At 72.6% G+C, this 19,334-nt stretch carries 21 protein-coding genes; 20 read left to right on the top strand and 1 reads right to left on the bottom strand.

The genetic code is table 11. The annotated features are described in order from the left end of the window. Positions 1-2 precede the first annotated feature (2 nt). From K415_RS0120225 to whiG, 19 genes are all read left to right on the top strand, one after another. Positions 3-353, top strand: coding sequence for a hypothetical protein (locus tag K415_RS0120225; RefSeq protein ID WP_024288843.1), 351 nt, complete (start codon positions 3-5; stop codon positions 351-353). Positions 354-397: 44 nt separating this feature from the next. Beyond that, positions 398-1,588, top strand: coding sequence for a signal recognition particle-docking protein FtsY (gene ftsY, locus K415_RS0120220; RefSeq protein ID WP_024288842.1), 1,191 nt, complete (start codon positions 398-400; stop codon positions 1,586-1,588). A gap of 144 nt (positions 1,589-1,732) precedes the next feature. Beyond that, positions 1,733-3,049 carry an ammonium transporter gene (locus tag K415_RS0120215; RefSeq protein ID WP_024288841.1) on the top strand — a complete coding sequence of 439 codons (1,317 nt, stop codon included), beginning with the start codon at positions 1,733-1,735 and terminating at the stop codon, positions 3,047-3,049. Next, positions 3,046-3,384 carry a P-II family nitrogen regulator gene (locus K415_RS0120210; RefSeq protein WP_024288840.1) on the top strand — a complete coding sequence of 113 codons (339 nt, stop codon included), beginning with the start codon at positions 3,046-3,048 and terminating at the stop codon, positions 3,382-3,384. The genes K415_RS0120215 and K415_RS0120210 overlap by 4 nt, the downstream gene beginning before the upstream one ends. Positions 3,385-3,400: 16 nt before the next feature. Next, positions 3,401-5,185, top strand: a complete 1,785-nt coding sequence (locus tag K415_RS0120205; RefSeq protein WP_024288839.1) for a [protein-PII] uridylyltransferase — start codon at positions 3,401-3,403, stop codon at positions 5,183-5,185. A gap of 102 nt (positions 5,186-5,287) precedes the next feature. Further along, positions 5,288-6,901, top strand: a complete 1,614-nt coding sequence (gene ffh / locus K415_RS0120200) for a signal recognition particle protein (RefSeq protein WP_024288838.1) — start codon at positions 5,288-5,290, stop codon at positions 6,899-6,901. Positions 6,902-7,153: 252 nt separating this feature from the next. After that, the gene (gene rpsP / locus K415_RS0120195; RefSeq protein WP_024288837.1) at positions 7,154-7,666 is read left to right on the top strand and encodes a 30S ribosomal protein S16; all 513 of its coding nucleotides are present in this window, start codon (positions 7,154-7,156) and stop codon (positions 7,664-7,666) included. Then, a complete protein-coding gene (locus K415_RS0120190; RefSeq protein WP_024288836.1) occupies positions 7,666-7,905 on the top strand; it encodes an RNA-binding protein in 240 nt (79 codons plus the stop codon). Before rpsP ends, K415_RS0120190 begins: the two co-directional genes overlap by 1 nt. Before the next feature lie 109 nt (positions 7,906-8,014). Beyond that, positions 8,015-8,557 carry a ribosome maturation factor RimM gene (gene rimM / locus K415_RS0120185; protein WP_024288835.1) on the top strand — a complete coding sequence of 181 codons (543 nt, stop codon included), beginning with the start codon at positions 8,015-8,017 and terminating at the stop codon, positions 8,555-8,557. Position 8,558: 1 nt separating this feature from the next. Next, on the top strand, positions 8,559-9,362 hold the full coding sequence (gene trmD / locus K415_RS0120180) for a tRNA (guanosine(37)-N1)-methyltransferase TrmD (protein ID WP_024288834.1): 804 nt from the start codon (positions 8,559-8,561) through the stop codon (positions 9,360-9,362). Between the two features lie 165 nt (positions 9,363-9,527). After that, complete coding sequence (gene rplS, locus K415_RS0120175) at positions 9,528-9,887, top strand: 50S ribosomal protein L19 (RefSeq protein ID WP_024288833.1); 360 nt, start codon at positions 9,528-9,530, stop codon at positions 9,885-9,887. Positions 9,888-10,027: 140 nt separating this feature from the next. Beyond that, the gene (gene lepB / locus K415_RS0120170) at positions 10,028-10,909 is read left to right on the top strand and encodes a signal peptidase I (RefSeq protein ID WP_231494945.1); all 882 of its coding nucleotides are present in this window, start codon (positions 10,028-10,030) and stop codon (positions 10,907-10,909) included. After that, positions 10,906-11,649, top strand: a complete 744-nt coding sequence (locus K415_RS0120165) for a ribonuclease HII (protein ID WP_024288831.1) — start codon at positions 10,906-10,908, stop codon at positions 11,647-11,649. Before lepB ends, K415_RS0120165 begins: the two co-directional genes overlap by 4 nt. A 7-nt stretch (positions 11,650-11,656) precedes the next feature. Further along, positions 11,657-11,980: a DUF2469 domain-containing protein gene (locus tag K415_RS0120160; RefSeq protein ID WP_024288830.1), complete on the top strand. Its 324-nt coding sequence runs from the start codon at positions 11,657-11,659 to the stop codon at positions 11,978-11,980. Between the two features lie 201 nt (positions 11,981-12,181). Next, positions 12,182-12,538, top strand: a complete 357-nt coding sequence (locus tag K415_RS0120155; RefSeq protein ID WP_024288829.1) for a YraN family protein — start codon at positions 12,182-12,184, stop codon at positions 12,536-12,538. Further along, the gene (locus K415_RS0120150) at positions 12,538-14,073 is read left to right on the top strand and encodes a YifB family Mg chelatase-like AAA ATPase (RefSeq protein WP_024288828.1); all 1,536 of its coding nucleotides are present in this window, start codon (positions 12,538-12,540) and stop codon (positions 14,071-14,073) included. The genes K415_RS0120155 and K415_RS0120150 overlap by 1 nt, the downstream gene beginning before the upstream one ends. Then, entirely contained in the window at positions 14,070-15,341 is a 1,272-nt protein-coding gene (gene dprA / locus K415_RS0120145) for a DNA-processing protein DprA (RefSeq protein WP_024288827.1), read from the top strand. The genes K415_RS0120150 and dprA overlap by 4 nt, the downstream gene beginning before the upstream one ends. A gap of 52 nt (positions 15,342-15,393) precedes the next feature. Beyond that, on the top strand, positions 15,394-16,323 hold the full coding sequence (locus K415_RS0120140) for a tyrosine recombinase XerC (RefSeq protein ID WP_231494944.1): 930 nt from the start codon (positions 15,394-15,396) through the stop codon (positions 16,321-16,323). Between the two features lie 10 nt (positions 16,324-16,333). Next, positions 16,334-17,197: an RNA polymerase sigma factor WhiG gene (gene whiG, locus K415_RS0120135; RefSeq protein ID WP_024288825.1), complete on the top strand. Its 864-nt coding sequence runs from the start codon at positions 16,334-16,336 to the stop codon at positions 17,195-17,197. A gap of 93 nt (positions 17,198-17,290) precedes the next feature. Here whiG and K415_RS0120130 read toward each other — a convergent pair whose 3' ends face one another. Continuing rightward, positions 17,291-17,851 carry a murein hydrolase activator EnvC gene (locus K415_RS0120130; RefSeq protein ID WP_024288824.1) on the bottom strand — a complete coding sequence of 187 codons (561 nt, stop codon included), beginning with the start codon at positions 17,849-17,851 and terminating at the stop codon, positions 17,291-17,293. Between the two features lie 383 nt (positions 17,852-18,234). Here K415_RS0120130 and rpsB point away from each other — a divergent pair, with 383 nt between their 5' ends. Beyond that, complete coding sequence (rpsB, locus tag K415_RS0120125) at positions 18,235-19,275, top strand: 30S ribosomal protein S2 (RefSeq protein ID WP_024288823.1); 1,041 nt, start codon at positions 18,235-18,237, stop codon at positions 19,273-19,275. Positions 19,276-19,334: the final 59 nt, after the last annotated feature.

The following is a 19,334-nucleotide window of genomic DNA, read 5'->3' as shown; positions in this document are numbered from 1 at the left end:
CTATGGCACCCGTGGTTCTGTGGATCGTTGTCGCCCTCGTCGTCGCCGCGCTCGTCATGCTCGTCGCCAGCCTCGCCGGCGCTGCGGCAAGTCGCTCGCGTGGTGCCGGTGAGTTCCTGACGGACGTGCGCAGCGGCTTGCGCCGGGACCGTGGGCGCCGCGGCGGCCTCCTGGCCGATGCCCGCAAGGACCTGGTCGAAGCGGCTGAGGCGGAGACTGGCAGCGTCGACGAGCTCTTCTCGCTCGGCGAGCCGGCGGAGACCGACTACGTCCGCCCGGGCGAGCTCGTCGGGACGTTCGGTCGCGCCACGTCCCGGGCCCTGCGGACCGCGCCCCGGCCCGGCCGCCGCTGACCTCCCCGGACGCCTGCGCGCCCGGCTCCTGAGAGACTGCTCCGGTGAACCAGCTCAGCGACTTCCTGATCATCGCCCTGCCGGTCCTTGCCGTGCTCGGCATCGGCATCGGCGTCGTCGTCGTGCCGCGGCGACGCGCCGCGCGCCGCGAGCAGATCCCGGGCACGCCGCCGGCGGCACCCGCTCCGAGCCCGGCCGGGGCCGATGTCCTGGTGGAGCCGGCGCCGGTCGGGGTGCAGGTCCCCGCCATCCCCGCCACCCCCGTCCTCGACGTTCCCGAGCCGGTCGCGGGACGTCTGACCCGGCTGCGCGAGCGCCTGGCCCGCTCCGGCTCGCCGCTGGGCACCCGGCTGCTCGCCGTGCTGTCCCGCGACCACCTCACGGAGGACGACTGGGACGAGATCGAGGAGACCCTGCTGCTGGCCGACGTCGGCGCCGGGCCGAGCCGCGAGCTGGTCGACGGGCTGCGCGAGCGCGTCCGGGTGCTCGGCGTGCGGGAGCCGGTCGCGGTGCGCGCGCTGCTGCGCGAACAGCTCCTCGAGCTCCTCGACCCGCGCGCCGACCGTGCGCTGCACACCGAACCCGTGACGATCCCGCCGGTCGACGGCCAGGTGGCCGTCCGGCACCCCGCCGTCGTGCTGGTGGTCGGCGTCAACGGCACGGGCAAGACGACGACGGTCGGCAAGCTCGCCCGGGTGCTCGTCGCCGAGGACCGATCGGTCCTGCTGGGTGCCGCCGACACCTTCCGCGCGGCGGCCGCCGACCAGCTCCAGACCTGGGGCTCGCGCGTCGGGGTGGCCACGGTCCGCTCGGACCGTGAGGGCGCCGACCCGGCGGCCGTCGCCTTCGACACCGTGCGCCGCGGGCTCCAGGACGAGGTCGACGTGGTGCTGGTCGACACCGCCGGACGCCTGCAGAACAAGGCCGGGCTGATGGACGAGCTCGGCAAGATCGTCCGGATCCTGTCGCGGCAGGCCCCGATCGCCGAGGTGCTGCTCGTCCTGGACGCCACGACCGGCCAGAACGGCATGAACCAGGCGCGGGTCTTCGCCGAGGTCGCCGGGGTGACCGGCATCGTGCTGACCAAGCTGGACGGCACGGCCAAGGGTGGCATCGTCATCGCCGTGCAGCGCGAGCTCGGCGTCCCGGTCAAGCTGGTCGGGCTCGGCGAGGGGCCGGACGACCTGGCCCCGTTCGACCCCGAGGTCTTCGTCGACGGTCTCCTGCAGGGCTGAGGACCGAGCGCTCACGAAACGTGACGTTCACCTGGCGCGGCTTCTTGTCACCCAGCCGTAACCGGCCAGGAGCCATACCGAAACAGCACTCCCCGAAGGTTGTCACGACCAGCCACCCGGCTGGCGTGGGGAGAGGCGATCTCTATGGAATTCTCGCTGGACAGCGGAAACACGGCGTGGATACTCACCGCGTCCTCGCTCGTGCTGCTCATGACGCCGGGTCTGGCGTTCTTCTACGGCGGCATGGTGCGTGGCAAGTCGGTGCTCAACATGATGATGATGAGCTTCGGGGCGATGGGCCTCGTCGGCATCATCTGGCTGCTGTACGGGTACTCCGGGGCCTTCGGCAGCGACATGCTCGGCGGACTCGTCGGGGACCCGTTCGAGTTCTTCGGGGTCAACACGATCACCGACGAGCAGAGCCTGATGGCGGCGGCCGGCGTCCCGGCGCTCGTCGCCGTGGCCTTCCAGGCGACGTTCGCGATCATCACCGTCGCCCTCATCTCGGGCGCGGTGGCCGACCGGATCAAGTTCAGCGCGTGGATGGTGTTCGCCGGCATCTGGGCGACGCTCGTCTACGTCCCGATGGCCCACATGGTCTGGGGCGGCGGCCTGCTCGGCGCCGACGGCATCACCTCGGGGATCTCGGTCCCGATCGACTTCGCCGGTGGGACTGTCGTCCACATCAACGCCGGTATCGCGGGGCTGGTCCTGGCGATCGTCCTCGGCAGGCGCAGAGGCTTCGGCAAGGAGCCGATGCGCCCGCACAACCTGCCGTTCGTCATGCTCGGTGCCGCGCTCCTGTGGTTCGGCTGGTTCGGCTTCAATGCCGGCTCCGAGTTCGCAGCGGACGGCACGGCCGGTCGGGCCTGGCTCAACACCATGGTCGCGACCTGCATCGCGATGCTCGCCTGGCTCGCGACGGAGAAGGTCCGCGACGGGCACGCCACGTCCCTCGGCGCCGCCTCCGGCGTCGTGGCGGGTCTGGTCGCGATCACCCCGGCAGCGGCCGCGGTGGACACCTTCGGTGCCCTCGCGATCGGTGCGGTCGCGGGTGTGCTGTGCGCGCTGGCGGTCGGTCTGAAGTACAAGTTCGGCTACGACGACTCCCTCGACGTCGTCGGTGTCCACCTCGTCGGCGGGCTCACCGGGACGATCCTCATCGGTCTGTTCGCCAACGTCGGTGAGGGCGTCAACGGCACCTGGTACCTGGACGGCTCCACGAACGGCCTCTTCTACGGCGGCGGCGTCGACCAGCTGATCACGCAGGTGATCGCCGCACTCTTCGCGGTGGTGTTCAGTGGGGTCATGACGGCGATCATCGCGCTCGCGATCAAGCGCACCATGGGTCTGCGGGTCTCCGAGGAGGCCGAGGTCAGCGGATCTGACCTGGCACTGCACGGCGAGACGGCCTACGAGACCCTCGGTGGGGCTCGTGTGACTCAGGAGGTAAGGGCATGAAGCTCGTCACCGGAGTGATCCAGCCGCACCGGCTGGACGACGTGAAGTCCGCGCTCGAGGCTGCGGGTGTCCGCGGCATGACGGTCAGCGAGGCGAGCGGCTACGGCCGGCAGCGCGGGCACACCGAGGTCTACCGCGGTGCGGAGTACACCGTCGACCTGATCCCCAAGGTCCGCATCGAGGTCCTCGTCGACGACGCGGACGCCGCGAGCGTCACCGACGTGATCGTCGGCGCGGCCCAGACCGGCAAGATCGGTGACGGCAAGGTGTGGACCGTGCCGGTCGACGACGTGGCCCGGGTACGCACCGGCGAGCACGGCGTGGACGCACTGTGACGGCCCAGGTCCGCTGATGCCCGACCGACCGCTGGGGGATGCGGTCGGCGGCCTTTCTCCCGAGGTCCCGCACCCCCGCACGGGGGTGCGGGACCTCAAGGCTGACCGGCTGGACCTCGCCGCACGGATGACCGGCCCGGGGGCCGACGGATCGGTGCGCCGAGCGGCGGTGGCCGGTCTGGTCACCGGGCGCCTGGTCGAGCTCTGGGACGAGGTCGTCGCCGACCAGCCCTCGACCGACGGCATCGCGCTCGGTGCGGTGGGCAGTCTCGGGCGCAGTGACGCGAGCCCGTCGAGCGACCTCGACCTGCTGCTCGTGCACGACGGGCGCAGCCGGTCGTCCGCGCAGGTCGCCGCGGTCGCCGAGCGTCTGTGGTACCCGATCTGGGATGCCGGCCTCGATCTCGACCACTCGGTGCGCTCGCTCGCGCAGTGCCGTCAGGTCGCCAGCGCGGACCTGCCGGCCGCGGTGGGGCTGCTCGACCTGCGGGTCGTGGCCGGGGACCGCACGGTGGTCAACCGCGCGCGGACCGCCCTGCTCGAGGACTGGCGCTCGGCCGCGCGCAGGAGGTTGCCTGAGCTGCTCGCGACCACCAAGGCGCGCGCCGAGCGCGCCGGGGAGCTCGCCTACCTCGTCGAGCCGGACCTCAAGGAGGCGCGCGGCGGGCTCCGGGACGCGGTCGTCGTCTTCGCGTTGGCCGCGACCTGGTTGACGGACCGGCCGCACGGGGCGGTCGACGACGCCTACGCCCATCTGCTCGACGTGCGGGACGCGCTGCACGTGACGACCCGTCGTGCGACGAACCGCCTGCTGCGCGCCGACCAGGACGAGGTCGCCGCGCTGCTCGGGGCCGGGGACGCCGACGACCTGCTGGCCGGCATCGCCGAGGCCGGGCGGACGATCTCCCATGCCCTGGACACCACGGTGCGGCACGCGCGGCAGGCGTTGGCCCGGCCGTCCCTGCGTCGGCCCGTCATCGTGCGGGGTCAGCGGCTCGCGCCGAGGCTCCGCTCGGTCGGTGACGGGCTGGTGGAGCACGACGGCGAGCTCGTCCTCGCCGCTGGCGTCCAGCCGCAGGACGATCCCATCCTGAGCCTGCGGGCGGCCGCGACGGCGGCCCGCACCGGGCTGCCGCTGTCCCCGGTGACGGTGGCCAGCCTGGCGCGCACCCCAGCCCTCCCGGAGCCGTGGCCCGCGGTGGCCCGCGCGCACCTGCTGGCCCTGCTGGCGGCCGGTCCGGCGCAGACACCGGTGTGGGAGACCCTCGACCTCGCCGGTGTCGTGACGCGCTGGATCCCGGAGTGGGAGCAGGTGCGCAACCGGCCGCAGCGTTCGCCGATCCACCGGCACACCGTCGACCGGCACCTCGTCGAGACCGTCGCCCGCGCCGGCCGCGCGCGCCATGCGGTGCGGCGGGGTGACGAGCTGCTGCTCGCCGCCCTCCTGCACGACATCGGCAAGCGCCCCGGGGCGACCGACCACAGCATCGAGGGTGCCGCGCTGGTCCCGACGATCATGGCGAGGATGGGCTTCGCCCGGGCGGAGTCCGACGACGTCGCTCTTCTGGTGCGACACCACCTGACCCTCGCGACGCTCGCCACGGCGCGTGACCCGGACGATCCGGCGACCGTCGCGGAGCTGTGTGCCGCCGTCGACCAGCGGGCGGACCTCCTGGAGGTGCTCCGAGCGCTGACCGAGGCCGACGCGTCCGCCGCCGGCCCGACGGCGTGGACGCCGTGGCGGGCCAGGCTGGTGGACGACCTGACCCGGCGTGCGGCCGAGCACCTCGCCGGGCCGTGACCCCGAGCCGGACGAGCCGACCGGGCGGCGCAGCACCGGGCAGGTACCCTGGGACCTCCGCACCCCCGTCCCGCACATGTGCCACCTGGTGAGGTTCCTTACGTGTTCGCCACGCTGTCCGACCGCCTGACCTCGACGTTCAAGAACCTGCGCAGCAAGGGCCGGCTCTCCGAGGCGGACATCGACGCCACCGTCCGCGAGATCCGGCGCGCCCTGCTCGACGCCGACGTGGCCGTCCCGGTGGTCCGCGAGTTCACCGGCAAGGTGCGCGAGCGCGCGCTGTCGGCCGAGGTCTCCGGAGCGCTCAACCCGGCGCAGCAGGTCGTCAAGATCGTCAACGACGAGCTCGTCGCCGTGCTCGGTGGCGAGCAGCGTCCGCTGACGTTCGCCAAGAACCCGCCGACCGTGATCATGCTCGCCGGCCTGCAGGGCTCCGGCAAGACGACGCTCGCAGGCAAGCTCGCCGTACACCTCAAGGGCCTCGGGCACACCCCCTTGCTCGTCGCGGCGGACCTGCAGCGGCCGAACGCCGTGACCCAGCTCCAGGTGGTGGGCGAGCGCGCCGGGGTGCCGGTGTTCGCGCCGCACCCGGGCGCCCAGGAGGACACCGGCGGTACCGGCACCGTCGTCCCACCCGGTGACCCGGTCGATGTGGCACGGCAGGGCCTCGCGACGGCGGTCGGCCGCCAGCACGACGTGCTCATCGTCGACACCGCCGGCCGGCTCGGCATCGACGCCGAGATGATGCAGCAGGCAGCCGACATCCGGGACGCCTTGCGGCCGGACGAGATCCTCTTCGTGATCGACGCGATGATCGGCCAGGACGCGGTGACCACCGCGCAGGCCTTCGCCGAGGGCGTCGGGTTCACCGGCGTCGTGCTGTCCAAGCTCGACGGCGACGCGCGCGGCGGCGCGGCCCTGTCGGTCGCGAGCGTCACCGGCCGGCCGATCATCTTCGCGTCGACCGGCGAGAAGCTCACCGACTTCGAGGTCTTCCACCCGGACCGGATGGCCTCGCGCATCCTCGACATGGGCGACGTGATGTCGCTGATCGAGCAGGCCGAGAAGGCCTTCGACGTCGAGCAGTCCGAGGCGATGGCCGGCAAGCTCGCCGCCGGCGAGGACTTCACGCTCGAGGACTTCCTGGCGCAGATGCAGGGCCTGAAGCAGATGGGCTCGATGAAGAAGATGCTCGGCATGCTGCCGGGCATGGGGCAGATGCGTGAGGCGATCGAGAACTTCGACGAGCGCGAGGTGGACCGGATCGAGGCGATCGTCCGGTCCATGACTCCCGCCGAGCGTCGCACACCCAAGATCATCAATGGCTCGCGCCGAGCTCGCATCGCACGCGGTTCCGGCTCGACGACGACGGACGTCAACCAGCTCCTCGAGCGGTTCGCCGGCGCCCAGAAGATGATGAAGCAGATGGCGCGTGGTGGCGGCATGGGGATGCCCGGGATGGGCAACCTTCCCGGCATGGGCGGCAAGAAGGCCCGTGGCCGGATGGCGCCGCAGGCCCAGGCGCGCGGCAAGGCGAAGTCGGGCAACCCGGCCAAGCGGGCCCTGCAGGAACGTGAGGCGGTGCAGCGAGCCGCCGGTGAGCTGCCCAAGGCGCCGGCGGGCTCGGCCTTCGGTCTCGGCACCCCGGCGAAGCCGGAGCCAGACCCGGCACAGCTCGAGCTGCCGCCGGGCCTCGAGAGGTTCCTCGGCCGCTGACCCCGGCCCCGCTCCGGGCTCGGCCCACCGACGCCGCAGCGGCCCCGCCGGAGCGGCGCGGACGGGTCCTGGCGGAGTGAGCGGCGGGCCGGTGCACCAGGTACCCGCCGGATCTGGCAGAATGACCCGCTGTACCCGGTGCGTTCGGACCCTCTACCCGCACGTCACCGCGTCCTTGAGGTCGTCGCAGCTACCCACCCCACGGGCCGGCATGCGCTGACCATCCCAGCAGAACCAGGAGAGACCACCACAGTGGCCACCAAGATCCGTCTGAAGCGCTTCGGCAAGATCCGCGCGCCGTACTACCGCATCGTCGTCGCCGACTCGCGCACCAAGCGCGACGGCCGCGTCATCGAAGAGATCGGCAAGTACCACCCCACCGAGGAGCCCTCGCTCATCGAGATCATCTCGGAGCGGGCGCAGTACTGGCTCGGCGTCGGCGCACAGCCGACCGAGCAGGTCCTCGCACTGCTCAAGGTCACCGGTGACTGGCAGAAGTTCAAGGGCCTGCCGGGTGCCGAGGGCACGCTGCGCGTCAAGGCTCCCAAGCTCGACGAGCGCGCCGAGGCAGCCGTGGCAGTCGCCGCAGCTGCTGACGCCGCCGAGAAGGCCAAGGCGAAGGCTTCGGAGGCCAGGGCCAAGGCCGCCGAGGCCAAGGCCGCCGCCGAGAAGGCCGCCGCAGCGCCGGCCGTCGAGGAGCCCACCGAGGTCGAGGCTGTCGCAGCTGACGAGGCGACCGTCGAGGGCGCACAGGAGCAGGTCTGATGCTCGACGACGCACTGGAGCACCTCGTCCGCGGGATCGTCGACCACCCGGACGACGTCCGGGTGAGCGCCCGGTCGCTGCGCCGCGGGGAGCTCCTCGAGGTCAGGGTCCATCCTGAGGACCTCGGTCGGGTGATCGGTCGCAGCGGGCGTACGGCCCGGGCCTTGCGCACGGTCGTCGGTGCCCTGTCGACCGACGGCTCGGTGCGGGTCGACGTCGTGGACGTCGACCGCCGCTGACCGGCACGTACCACCGGCGCAGGCCCGGCCCCCGTACCCTGGGGACCGGGCCTGCGCTGCGTCGTGGCACGCACCGTGCCCGTTCCCGCCCGTCTCGAGAGGACGCCCCATGCAGCTGACCGTTGCCACCGTCGGCCGCGCGCACGGCCTGCGCGGTGAGGTCGGCCTCGACGTGCGGACCGACGCTCCGGCGGACCGGTTCGTCGTCGGCGAGGTGCTCCGGACCGTCCCGGCATCGGCCGGTCCGCTGACCGTCACCCAGGTCCGCAGCCTGGCCGATCGTTGGTACGTGACCTTCGCCGAGGCGACCGACCGCACCGCGGCCGAGGCGCTGCGCGGCGTCGAGCTCGTCATCGAGGCAGGCGACTCCGACGAGGAGGACGCGTGGTACCCGTACGAGCTCGCCGGGCTGCGGGTCGAGCGCCCGGACGGGACAGTCGTCGGCGAGGTGATCGCACTCGAGCACCTGCCGGCCCAGGACGCGCTCGTCGTCCGGGAGACGGGCGGCGAGCGCACGCTCATCCCGTTCGTCCGGGCGATCGTCCCGGTGGTCGACGTGGCAGGTGGGCGGGTGGTCGTCGACGGGCCGCTGGGTCTGCTCGCGGCCGACGGTCCGGTGGCCGATGTCGACGAGTCGGATCCCGGGGCCTGACGTGCGGATCGACGTCGTCACGATCTTCCCGGAGTACTTCAGCCCGCTCGACCTGTCGCTCGTCGGCAAGGCCCGCACGACGGGCCTGCTCGACCTGCGGGTGCACGACCTGCGCGACTGGGCGACCGACCGTCACCGGACGGTGGACGACTCACCGCTCGGCGGAGGCGCCGGCATGGTCATGCGGCCCGACGTGTGGGGGCAGGCCCTCGACGCGATCCTCGGCAGCCCGACCGCACCGGGAACCGAGCTGATCATCCCGACACCGTCCGGCAGCCCGTTCACGCAGCGCACCGCCGAGCGGCTCGCCGCCGTGCCGCACCTGGTCGTGGCCTGCGGCCGGTACGAGGGCATCGATGCGCGCGTCGCGGAGCACTACCGGGCGCAGGGCGTCGCCGTGACGGAGCTGTCCCTCGGGGACTACGTCCTGAACGGGGGAGAGGTCGCAGCGCTCGTCGTCGTCGAGGCGGTCGCGCGGCTCCTGCCGGGGGTCGTCGGGAACCCGGAGTCGCTCGTCGAGGAGTCGCACGGCGCCGCCGGCCTGCTCGAGTACCCGGTCTACACGCGACCACCGCAGTGGCGCGAGCACACCGTTCCGCCCGTGCTGCTCTCCGGGCACCACGGCCGGATCGCACGGTGGCGCCGCGACCAGGCGTTCGAGCGGACCGCCGCGCTCCGGCCCGACCTGATGCGCCGGCTCGTGCCGGGTGACCTCGACGAGCACGACCGGAACCTCCTTGCCGTGCTGGGCTGGTCGGTCACGGACGCCGGAGTCGTGCCGGGCAGCGAGACTGTGGCAGACTGACCTGTTGGTGTGCGTCGGCTGCGCCTCTGCCACAGGGGAGGCGGTCACAGCCTTGTCGGTGGTCACAGCCCCGGCAGGACAGACGCACCCGCTCCAGATCCGACGAGGCAGCCTGGCTGCCCGCCATGACACGCCTGACCTGTGGCAGACGAGGAAGCGACCACGATGAACACTCTCGACTCCGTCGACGCAGCATCGCTGCGGTCCGACATCCCGGACTTCCGCCCGGGCGACACCCTCAAGGTCAACGTCAAGGTTGTCGAGGGCACCCGCTCTCGCATCCAGGCGTTCCAGGGCATCGTCATCAGCCGTCACGGTGGTGGCATCCGCGAGACCTTCACCATCCGCAAGGTGAGCTTCGGCGTCGGTGTCGAGCGCACCTTCCCGGTGCACTCGCCGTCGCTCGAGTCCGTCGAGGTCATCACCCGTGGTGATGTGCGTCGCGCGAAGCTGTACTACCTGCGCAAGCTCCGCGGCAAGAAGGCCAAGATCAAGGAGAAGCGCGAGACGCCGTCGCACAAGTAGGCGTCGGCTCCACGAGCTCACGACGGGCGGTCACCTCCGGGTGGCCGCCCGTCGTCGTCCGCACCGACGGGTGGTGCCCCAGGGCGTGCCGCTCCGGACGCGACCCGATGACGGCCGCCGGACATGGCACAGTGGAGGGTGTGACCTCCCGCCCGACCGAATCCCTCCCGCCTCGTCGAAGCGACGACGCCGCAGCCGTCGGGCCTGGCGAGGACGGCGCGTCGTCGGCCCCGTCCGGCCCCGGCGCCGCCGGGTCGTTCGCGCAGACCACCGGAACCGATGACGTGCGACCCGACGAGCCGGTCAGCGAGCCGGTCCCGGTCCCCGGGCACCGCGTCCGGCGCAGCCGGTTCGCGGCCTGGGTCAGAGAGACCGTGATCATCGTCGCCAGCGCCCTGGTGCTCTCCCTGCTGATCAAGACCTTCCTGGTGCAGGCGTTCTTCATCCCCAGTGCGTCGATGCAGACCACCCTCATGGTCGGTGACCGGGTGCTCGTGACCAAGCTCGCTCCCGGGCCACTCGACGTGCACCGTGGCGACATCGTCGTCTTCAAGGATCCCGGCGGCTGGCTGCCGAGCGAGCCGCAGGAGTCCCAGCCCGCCTGGCGTGCCGCGGTGACGTCTGCGCTGACCTACGTCGGTCTCCTGCCTCAGGACTCCGGCGAGCACCTGATCAAGCGGGTCATCGGCCTGGCGGGGGACATCGTCGAGTGCTGCGACGAGCAGGGCAGGCTCACGGTCAACGGTCAGCCGCTCGACGAGCCCTACATCGCACCAGGGGCGATCCCGAGCGAGCTCGAGTTCTCTGTGGTCGTGCCGGCAGGTGGGCTGTGGGTGATGGGGGACAACCGGCAGAACTCCCAGGACTCGCGGTACAAGCAGGGCGGGCCGGGCGGTGGGAGCATCCCGCTCGAGAACGTGGTCGGCGTCGCCTTCGTGACGGTGTGGCCGATCGATCGCTGGCAGGTCCTGCGCAATCCCGGTCCGACGTTCTCGGAGGTCCCGAGCGGGGCCGCACCGTGAGTCCGTCGATCCGCCCGGACCTGCGCCACGAGCGTGCGCTCCTGCGGTCCGGAGCGCAGGTCGTCGTCGGCATGGACGAGGTGGGCCGCGGCGCGCTCGCCGGGCCGGTCAGCGTCGGTGCGGTGGCCGTCGATCTGTTCACCAGGACCTGCCCGCGAGGTGTCGCCGACTCGAAGCTGCTGTCTGCGGCCGCCCGGGAACGCCTGCTGCCGGCGCTGGGTCGGTGGGGGACGGCGCGCGCCGTCGGGCACGCCAGCCCGGCCGAGATCGACGAGCTGGGCATCATCGCCGCACTGCGGCTCGCCGGACGCCGGGCCCTTGCCCAGCTGGCCGTCCCGGTCGACCTCGTCCTGCTCGACGGGTCGCACGACTGGCTCAGCGCACCGGCTCAGGGTGGGCTGTTCGACGAGCCCGCACCCGCGTCGGCTCTCGACCAGCCGGGCCACCGCGAACCGGCCGTGCGCACCCGGGTGAAGGCTGACCAGACGTGCGCCTCGGTCGCTGCGGCGAGCGTCCTGGCCAAGTGCGAGCGGGATGCGCTGATGGTCGGGCTGGCCGAGGGACACCCCGCGTACGGGTGGCACGAGAACAAGGGCTACGGCGCGCCCGAGCACCTCGCAGCCCTGCGTCTGCTGGGTCCGTGCGACCTGCATCGGCGCACGTGGCGGCTACCGCTCGGCGGTACCGGCACCCTCGCCCCGGTCCGCGCCGACGCGTCCGCGTCGTTCGATGGTCCATGATGGACACGTGAGCGCGGAAGACCTTGAGAACTACGAGACCGACATGGAGCTCGCGCTCTATCGCGAGTACCGGGACGTGGTGGGGCTCTTCGCCTACGTCGTGGAGACCGAGCGACGGTTCTACCTCGCCAACCAGGTCGACCTCCAGGTGCGCTCGGCGGCCGGCGAGGTCTACTTCGAGGTCAGCCTGAACGACGCCTGGGTCTGGGACGTCTACCGTTCCGCACGGTTCGTCAAGTCCGTCCGGGTCGTCACGTTCAAGGACGTCAACGTCGAGGAGCTGGCCAAGGCCGAGCTCGACCTGCCGGACAGCGGGACCTTCCGCCGCTGAGCGGGTCTGCGGCCGGTTCGGCCGTGCGTCCGGCCGCCTGTCCGGTGCCTCCAGCGCCCTGCGCCGTGGGCCCGGTGGACCGTGTGGTGTCGATCCGGTCCGCCCCAGGCCCCGTCGACGACCTGTGCGTCCACAGCCCGGTGAGTCCCGGTCGGTACCGACGGACGCGCACGCGCCACCGTGGTGACCGGAGGTGGTCGCATGAGAGCCAAGGACGCCGTCGGGCGGTACGGGGAGAACGTCGCTGCGTCGTACCTGACCCGTTGCGGCTGGCAGGTGGTCGACCGCAACTGGCGGGGGCCGGCCGGTGAGCTGGACATCGTCGCGCTGCAGGGCACCGAGCTCGTGGTCGTCGAGGTTAAGACCCGCAGCGGGGACGGCTTCGGTCATCCGGCCGAGGCGGTCACGCCCGCGAAGATGGCGCGGCTGCGACGGCTCACCGGTCAGTGGCTCGACGCGCACGACCTGCATCCCACGAGCGTGCGGATCGACGTGATCGCCGTGCGGACCTCTCGCCGCGGCGCGGCGACGGTCGAGCACCTGGCCGGGGTCTGCTGATGGGGCTCGGGCGGACTCGCTCGGTCTCGCTGGTCGGGCTCACCGGCCACATGATCGAGGTGGAGTCGCACCTCGCGGCCTCCGTGCCCGGGTTCACCCTCGTCGGGCTGCCGGACGCGTCCCTGGCCGAGGCACGTGACCGCGTGCGGGCTGCCGTCACCTCCTCGGGCATCCGGTGGCCGCAGCGCCGGATCACGGTGAATCTGTCACCTGCGTCCCTGCCCAAGGCCGGGGCGGGCTTCGACCTGGCGATCGCGGTGGCGACGCTCGCCGGGGCGGGGGAGTGCGACCCGGTCGGCGTCGCCGGTGCCGTGCACCTCGGTGAGCTGGGGCTCGACGGGCGGCTGCGCCCCGTGCGAGGGATCCTTCCCGCTGTGGCGGCGGCAGTCGCCGCCGGGTACGACCGGGTGGTCGTCCCGGTCGGCAACGCAGCCGAGGCGAGGCTCGTGCCCGGCGCCCGGGTCGTTGCCGCGGCCAGCCTCGCGGAGGTCGCGGCAGGGTACGGCGCGGATCTCGGCCCGGTGCCGGAGGTCGAGCCCGTGCTGCCGGGACCGACGCACTGCGACGTCCCCTCGACGCTCGACCTCACCGACGTGCTGGGGCAGGGCGCGGCCCGATGGGCGCTCGAGGTCGCCGCGGCAGGTGGCCACCACCTGCTCATGGTCGGACCGCCCGGCGCCGGGAAGACGATGCTTGCCGCCCGGCTGCCCGGCCTGCTGCCCGATCTCGACGAGCGCGCCGCGGTCGAGGTCACGGCCGTGCACTCGGTCGCGGGGACCTTCCGGCCGTCCGGCGGTCTGCTGCGCCGGCCGCCCTTCGAGGACCCGCACCACACGGCGACGCCCGCGGCGGTGATCGGTGGCGGGTCGGGGCTGCCCCGGCCCGGGGCGGCGTCGCGTGCCCACCGCGGGGTGCTCTTCATGGACGAGGCGCCGGAGTTCTCGCCACGGGTGCTGCAGACCCTGCGCCAGCCGCTCGAGCACGGTGAGCTCGTCATCCATCGGTCCGGCGGCATCGCGCGGTACCCGGCCCGGTTCCAGCTCGTGCTCGCGGCGAACCCGTGCCCGTGCGGCCGGTCGGTCGGCAAGGGACTCGAGTGCAGCTGCACCCCGATGGCGCGTCGGCGGTACTTCTCCCGGCTGTCGGGCCCGCTGCTGGACCGGGTCGACGTCCAGCTCGAGGTGCTGCCGGTCAGCCGGGTGGATCGGTCGCTCGCGGCGACGCCTGAGTCCTCGGCGGTGGTGGCCGCCCGGGTCGCCGCGGCCCGCGCCGTGGCACGCCGCCGACTGGCTGGAACTCCCTGGGTGACGAACGCCGAGGTCCCCGGGTCCTGGTTGCGGGCCAACAGCGGCGACGCGGCGACGGATCGGGATCTCGAGCGTGCGCTCGACACGGGGCTCCTGAGCCTGCGCGGTGTCGACCGGGTGCTCCGGATCGCCTGGACGCTCGCGGACCTCGCCGGCCGTGACCGGCCGGGCTCGGCCGAGATCGGCCAGGCGCTGCTCCTGCGCACCCGTGGTCAGGTGGGTTCATGATCTCCGACGACGAGCTCGCCGCTGTCGTGCTCGCCAGGGCCGCCTGGAGCCGACTGGCAGAGCCGGGGGACCTCGTGGCAGGTGCTGTCGTCGCGGCCCTCGGGCCCCGTGACGCGCTGGCCTGGCTGCGTGCTGTGGCGCCGGCCATCGAGGCGAACGGGTCGGGCCCGGCTGCTGGTCCGCGGACCGGTCTCCCGGGACTCGGCCCTGACGTGGCGCGCCGGCTCGGCAGCGCCGCGAGCCGTTGGCTGCCGCGCCTCTCAACGCTCGATCCCCGCCGCGAGCTCGACGCCCTGGCACGGCTCGGCGGGGTCGTCGTCGTGCCCGAGGGTCCGGGCTGGCCCGCTGGTCTCGACGACCTCGGTGCCGCGGCTCCGCCGTGCCTGTGGGTGCGCGGCGTGCCCGATCTCGACCGGCAGCTCGACCGCTCGGTCGCGATCATCGGTGCGCGTGCCTGCACGTCCTACGGGGAGCACGTCGCGGCGGAGCTCGCTGCGGGGATGGCGACGGCCGACTGGTCGGTGGTCTCCGGAGGCGCCTACGGGATCGACGCCGTGGCCCACCGGGCGGCGCTGGCGACCACCGGGACGACTGTCGCCTTCCTGGCGGGCGGCGTGGACCGGCCGTACCCGGCCGGCAACTCCCGACTCCTCGCGGCGATCTGCGACGCGGGGGGTGCGTTGGTCAGCGAGGTCCCGCCGGGCTGTGTACCGAGCCGGTCCCGCTTCCTGCAGCGCAACCGGCTGATCGCAGCGTCCGCCAGAGGGACGGTCGTCGTGGAGGCCGCCTGGCGGTCCGGAGCACTCAACACCGCGGGTCACGCGGCGGCCCTGCTCCGGCCGGTCGGTGCCGTGCCCGGTCCGGTGACCTCCGCGGCCTCCGCCGGCTGCCACCGGCTCCTGCGTGACGGCGCGGCCGTCTGTGTCACCGACACGGCCGAGGTCCTCGACCTCGTCGGCGGTGTCGGTACGGACCTGGCTCCTCGACGAGACGCGCCACCGGCGGTCGGAGAAGATCTCGGCCCCGAGGCCCGTCGAACCCTCGACGCCCTACCCCTGCGCCGCGGGGCCGCAGCCGAGTCCGTCGCCCGCGCTGCGGGCCTCGCCATCGGGGAGGTTCGCGCCGCCCTGGGCTCGCTCGAGCTCGCCGGCCTCGCCGTTCAGGAGGCCGGCCGTTGGAGCAGACGGGTGATCAAGGGCGGTATGCAATCCGGACAGAACGGGATGACTCAGGCAACCGAACAAAGTCATCCGCCCCGGAGCGGGTGAAGTCTGCACGCCCCGTCTTGTTACCGCGCGAAAGGCACGACACGGTAGACACATGCACCCGAAGCCGGGCACTACCGCTGCCATGACCGATGAGGAGGTCGTGGCGGCGTTCGAGGTGCATCTGGAGGCCGAGCGGGGCATGTCGAGCCATACCGTGCGCGCCTACTGCGGCGACGTCCGGCACGTGCTCGGCTTCGCACGACGGCGAGGCCTGACCTGGGACCAGGTCGAGCTCCCGCTGCTGCGCGGCTGGCTCGCCTCGATGATCAGCGGCGGACTGGCCCGTGCCACGATCGCCCGCCGTGGTGCCGCTGTCCGCGCCTTCTACGCCTGGGCGGCCCGCGAGGGTGCGATCGCTGCCGATCCCGCGGTACGGCTCATCACGGCGCAGCCCGGCGCCACGCTCCCTGTTGCCCTCGGCGTCCCGTCGGCGGCCGCGATGCTCGACGCCGCACGCGAGACGGCATCGGACGACGACCCCCTTGCCCTGCGCGACTGGGCGGCCGTCGAGCTGCTGTACGCGACCGGGGTGCGAGTCGGAGAGCTCGTCGGTGCCGATGTCGGCGACGTGGACCATGCGTCACGTCTCCTGCGGGTCATGGGCAAGGGGGCCAAGGAGAGGGTGGTCCCGTTCGGGGTTCCCGCTGCCAGGGCCGTCACCCGGTGGCTCGAGGTCGGCCGCCCACGGCTCGCCACGGCGACCTCCGGTCCCGCCCTCCTGCTCGGGACCCGCGGTCAGCGGATCGACCAGCGGCAGGTCAGGACGCTCGTCCACCGTGCGGCCCGCCGAGCCGGCGTCGAGGACATCGCGCCGCACGGACTGCGTCACACGGCCGCGACCCACCTCCTTCAGGGCGGGTCGGACCTTCGTAGCGTTCAGGAGGTCCTCGGGCATGCGACGCTTGCGACGACTCAGCGATACACCCACGTGAGTGCCGACCGGCTCCGCCAGTCGTACCTCCAAGCCCATCCCCGAGCCTGAGAGAGAAGCCATGGCAACCCAGGTCCGGGCCAAGACCCCGGTCGCGACGCCTGCCCACTCGTCGGGCAGGGTCGTGCCGCGGCCGTACAGCGAAGGCGCCATGGCCGACGCCGTCGACGTCGTGTCCATTTGGGCCGTCTTCAAGGAGTCGGGGGATCGCGCCGCGCGCGAACGGCTGATCCTGCACTACGCCCCCCTGGTGACGATGGTCGCGGGACGCGTCGGAGCCGGGCTGCCCAGCAGCGTGGAGCAGGCGGACCTTGTGTCCTACGGCATGTTCGGGCTGATCGACGCGATCGAGAAGTACGAGACCGATCGCGCCGTGAAGTTCGAGACCTACGCGAGCTCGAGGATCCGGGGCGCGATCATCGACGAGCTGCGGGCGATCGACTGGATCCCGCGCTCGGTGCGGACCAAGGCCCGGGCGGTCGACCGCGCGTTCGCCGACCTCGAGGGCGAGCTGCGCAGGGCGCCATCGGAGAGCGAGGTCGCCGATCGCCTCGAGATCGGTGTCGGTGAGCTGCGCGCGGTCTTCACCCAGCTCTCGACGGTCAACGTCGCGGCGCTCGACGAGCTGCTGGGTGCAGGGTCCGAGCGCGGGGACTCGCTGTCCTTGCTCGACACCCTCGAGGACCCAGGCGCCGTCGACCCCGCGGGGAACGTCGAGGCCCAGGAGACCAAGATCCTCCTGGCCCGGGCGATCGAGCGTCTCGGGGAGCGCGAGAAGATCGTGCTCGTCCTGTACTACTACGAGGGCATGACCCTTGCCGAGATCGGCCGAGTGCTCGGCGTCACCGAGTCCCGGATCTCGCAGATGCACACCGCCGCGATGCTCCGCCTGCGGGCGAGCCTCCAGGAGAGTGAGCGGGGCTGAGGCCCCAGGAACGCATCCTGGTATGACGGCAGGTCACGGTGCCGGCGTTCACGGTGCCGGCGGTGACGGTGCCGGCGTTCACTGTGCCGGCGTTCACGGTGCCGACACGGGGAGCAGGACGACCGGTCCGGCGCCGGCGAGCAGGTCCAGCGGGTCGAGGTAGACCTCGCCCCGGCGGACTCCCCAGTGCAGGCAGGCGTCGGGCCGGCAGTGCGTGACGACGTCCTGGACGCTGCCGACCGTGTCACCCGCGCCGACCGGCTGGCCGACGTCCACCGACGGCACGACCGGCTCGAGGCTCGAGCGGAGTCCGTCCGGGTGGTTGATCGTCAGCACGTCGCGATCGACGACGGTGCCGGCGAAGGCCACCACACCGGCCGCAGGGGCGCGGACCAGGTCTCCCGGACCGGCCGACAGGTCCACGCCACGATGACCGCGGCCCCACACCGTCGACGGCGCGGCGTACAACCTCAGGACCACCCCCTCGCCGACGGGAAGGCCGTACGACCCGTCGGCCGCGGTCGTCGGCAGTTCGGCCGGACCTCTCGCGGCGACCGCCGTGGGGTCGGGGCGAGCGGTCGGCGACGGTGTGGCCGTCAGGGCGAACAGGGCGGCGGCGAGGCCTGCGGCGACCAGGGCGTGGCGGGCTGACATGAGCTGAGCCTGATCCGACCGCGCGGGCCACGGGCGACGGTCCCGTCCGGGCGGTGGATGGCACGCCCCCCGACGGGTGCTGTGGAGGACCGACGGTCGCGCCGTGCGGGCGACGCGTGCGGGTCCGGTACGATCGTCGGTGCACCCGGTCCGCCGGGTGACATCGCGCGCCGACTTCCCGCCGGTCCCGGAGCAGTCCGGGGGTGGGAGCGCGTGCCGACGACGGTCCTGACCGTGCCTCTCGCACGGTCGGGTGTCGGCACCGCACGACGCCAGGGGCGACCGGTCACCCGACCGACGCCGACAACCGGACAGCGGGTCCACCTCAGACGTGGCCCGCCTGCAGATGCGCGGTCCCACGGACCGCGCCGGAAGGACGTGCCATGGCCGTCGTGACCATGCGCCAGCTGCTCGAGAGTGGTGTCCACTTCGGGCACCAGACCCGCCGTTGGAACCCGAAGATGAAGCGCTTCATCTTCACCGAGCGCAACGGCATCTACATCGTCGACCTTCAGCAGTCGCTGGGGTACATCGACCGCGCGTACGAGTTCGTCAAGGAGACCGTCGCGCACGGTGGCACGATCCTCTTCGTCGGGACCAAGAAGCAGGCCCAGGAGCCCGTCGCCGATCAGGCCGTGCGGGTCGGGATGCCGTACGTCAACCAGCGGTGGCTCGGCGGCATGCTCACGAACTTCCAGACGGTCAACAAGCGTCTCCAGCGGCTCAAGGAGCTCGAGGAGATCGACTTCGACGACGTCGCCGGCAGTGCCTTCACGAAGAAGGAGCTGCTCATCATGCGTCGCGAGCGGGACAAGCTCGCCAAGACCCTCGGCGGCATCCGCGACATGGCCAAGGTGCCGTCCGCGGTCTGGATCGTCGACACCAACAAGGAGCACCTCGCCGTCGACGAGGCCCGCAAGCTGGGCATCCCGGTCGTCGCGATCCTCGACACCAACTGCGACCCGGACATGGTCGACTACCAGATCCCGGGCAACGACGACGCGATCCGCGCTGTCGCCCTGCTGACGCGCGTGATCGCCGACGCCGTCGCGGAGGGCCTCATCGCCCGTCACGCCGGCCGCACGGCGGCGCCCGAGGGCACCGACGCCGCCGCGTCCGAGCCGCTCGCCGAGTGGGAGCGCGAGCTCCTCGCCGGAGCCGAGGCCCCGGCCGTCGCTGACGCCGCGGTCGCCGACGTCGTCGTCCCAGAGGCCGAGCCGGTCGCTGCAGCGCCGGCCGCCGCGGTGGCCGTCGAGGCACCGGTGGCTGAGGTTGTCGAGGCTCCTGTTGTCGAGGTGGCTGAGGTTGTCGAGGCTCCTGTTGTCGAGGTGGCTGAGGTTGTCGAGGCTCCTGTTGTCGAGGTGGCTGAGGTCGTCGAGGCCCCCGTCGCCGACGAGCCCGCCGCCGACGAGACGTCGAACTGACCCAGATCCTGAAGGGTCGGTCGTCGGCCACCGGCTGACGACCGACCCACGGAACAGAC

This window comes from Cellulomonas sp. KRMCY2 (genome assembly GCF_000526515.1).
Taxonomy (GTDB): domain Bacteria; phylum Actinomycetota; class Actinomycetes; order Actinomycetales; family Cellulomonadaceae; genus Actinotalea.
The sequence above is the reverse complement of the archived record's forward strand: the minus strand, read 5'-3'. Positions and strand labels throughout refer to the sequence as shown.

Coding starts and splice junctions, on each gene's coding strand:
- K415_RS0120205 (WP_024288839.1), top strand. CDS start 3,401: ATGCCCGACCGACCGCTGGGGGATGCGGTCGGCGGCCTTTCTCCCGAG.
- rpsB (WP_024288823.1), top strand. CDS start 18,235: ATGGCCGTCGTGACCATGCGCCAGCTGCTCGAGAGTGGTGTCCACTTC.
- K415_RS0120155 (WP_024288829.1), top strand. CDS start 12,182: ATGAGAGCCAAGGACGCCGTCGGGCGGTACGGGGAGAACGTCGCTGCG.
- K415_RS0120140 (WP_231494944.1), top strand. CDS start 15,394: ATGCACCCGAAGCCGGGCACTACCGCTGCCATGACCGATGAGGAGGTC.
- rplS (WP_024288833.1), top strand. CDS start 9,528: ATGAACACTCTCGACTCCGTCGACGCAGCATCGCTGCGGTCCGACATC.
- K415_RS0120215 (WP_024288841.1), top strand. CDS start 1,733: ATGGAATTCTCGCTGGACAGCGGAAACACGGCGTGGATACTCACCGCG.
- whiG (WP_024288825.1), top strand. CDS start 16,334: ATGGCAACCCAGGTCCGGGCCAAGACCCCGGTCGCGACGCCTGCCCAC.
- rimM (WP_024288835.1), top strand. CDS start 8,015: ATGCAGCTGACCGTTGCCACCGTCGGCCGCGCGCACGGCCTGCGCGGT.
- K415_RS0120190 (WP_024288836.1), top strand. CDS start 7,666: ATGCTCGACGACGCACTGGAGCACCTCGTCCGCGGGATCGTCGACCAC.
- K415_RS0120150 (WP_024288828.1), top strand. CDS start 12,538: ATGGGGCTCGGGCGGACTCGCTCGGTCTCGCTGGTCGGGCTCACCGGC.
- K415_RS0120210 (WP_024288840.1), top strand. CDS start 3,046: ATGAAGCTCGTCACCGGAGTGATCCAGCCGCACCGGCTGGACGACGTG.
- K415_RS0120130 (WP_024288824.1), bottom strand. CDS start 17,851: ATGTCAGCCCGCCACGCCCTGGTCGCCGCAGGCCTCGCCGCCGCCCTG.
- K415_RS0120225 (WP_024288843.1), top strand. CDS start 3: ATGGCACCCGTGGTTCTGTGGATCGTTGTCGCCCTCGTCGTCGCCGCG.
- dprA (WP_024288827.1), top strand. CDS start 14,070: ATGATCTCCGACGACGAGCTCGCCGCTGTCGTGCTCGCCAGGGCCGCC.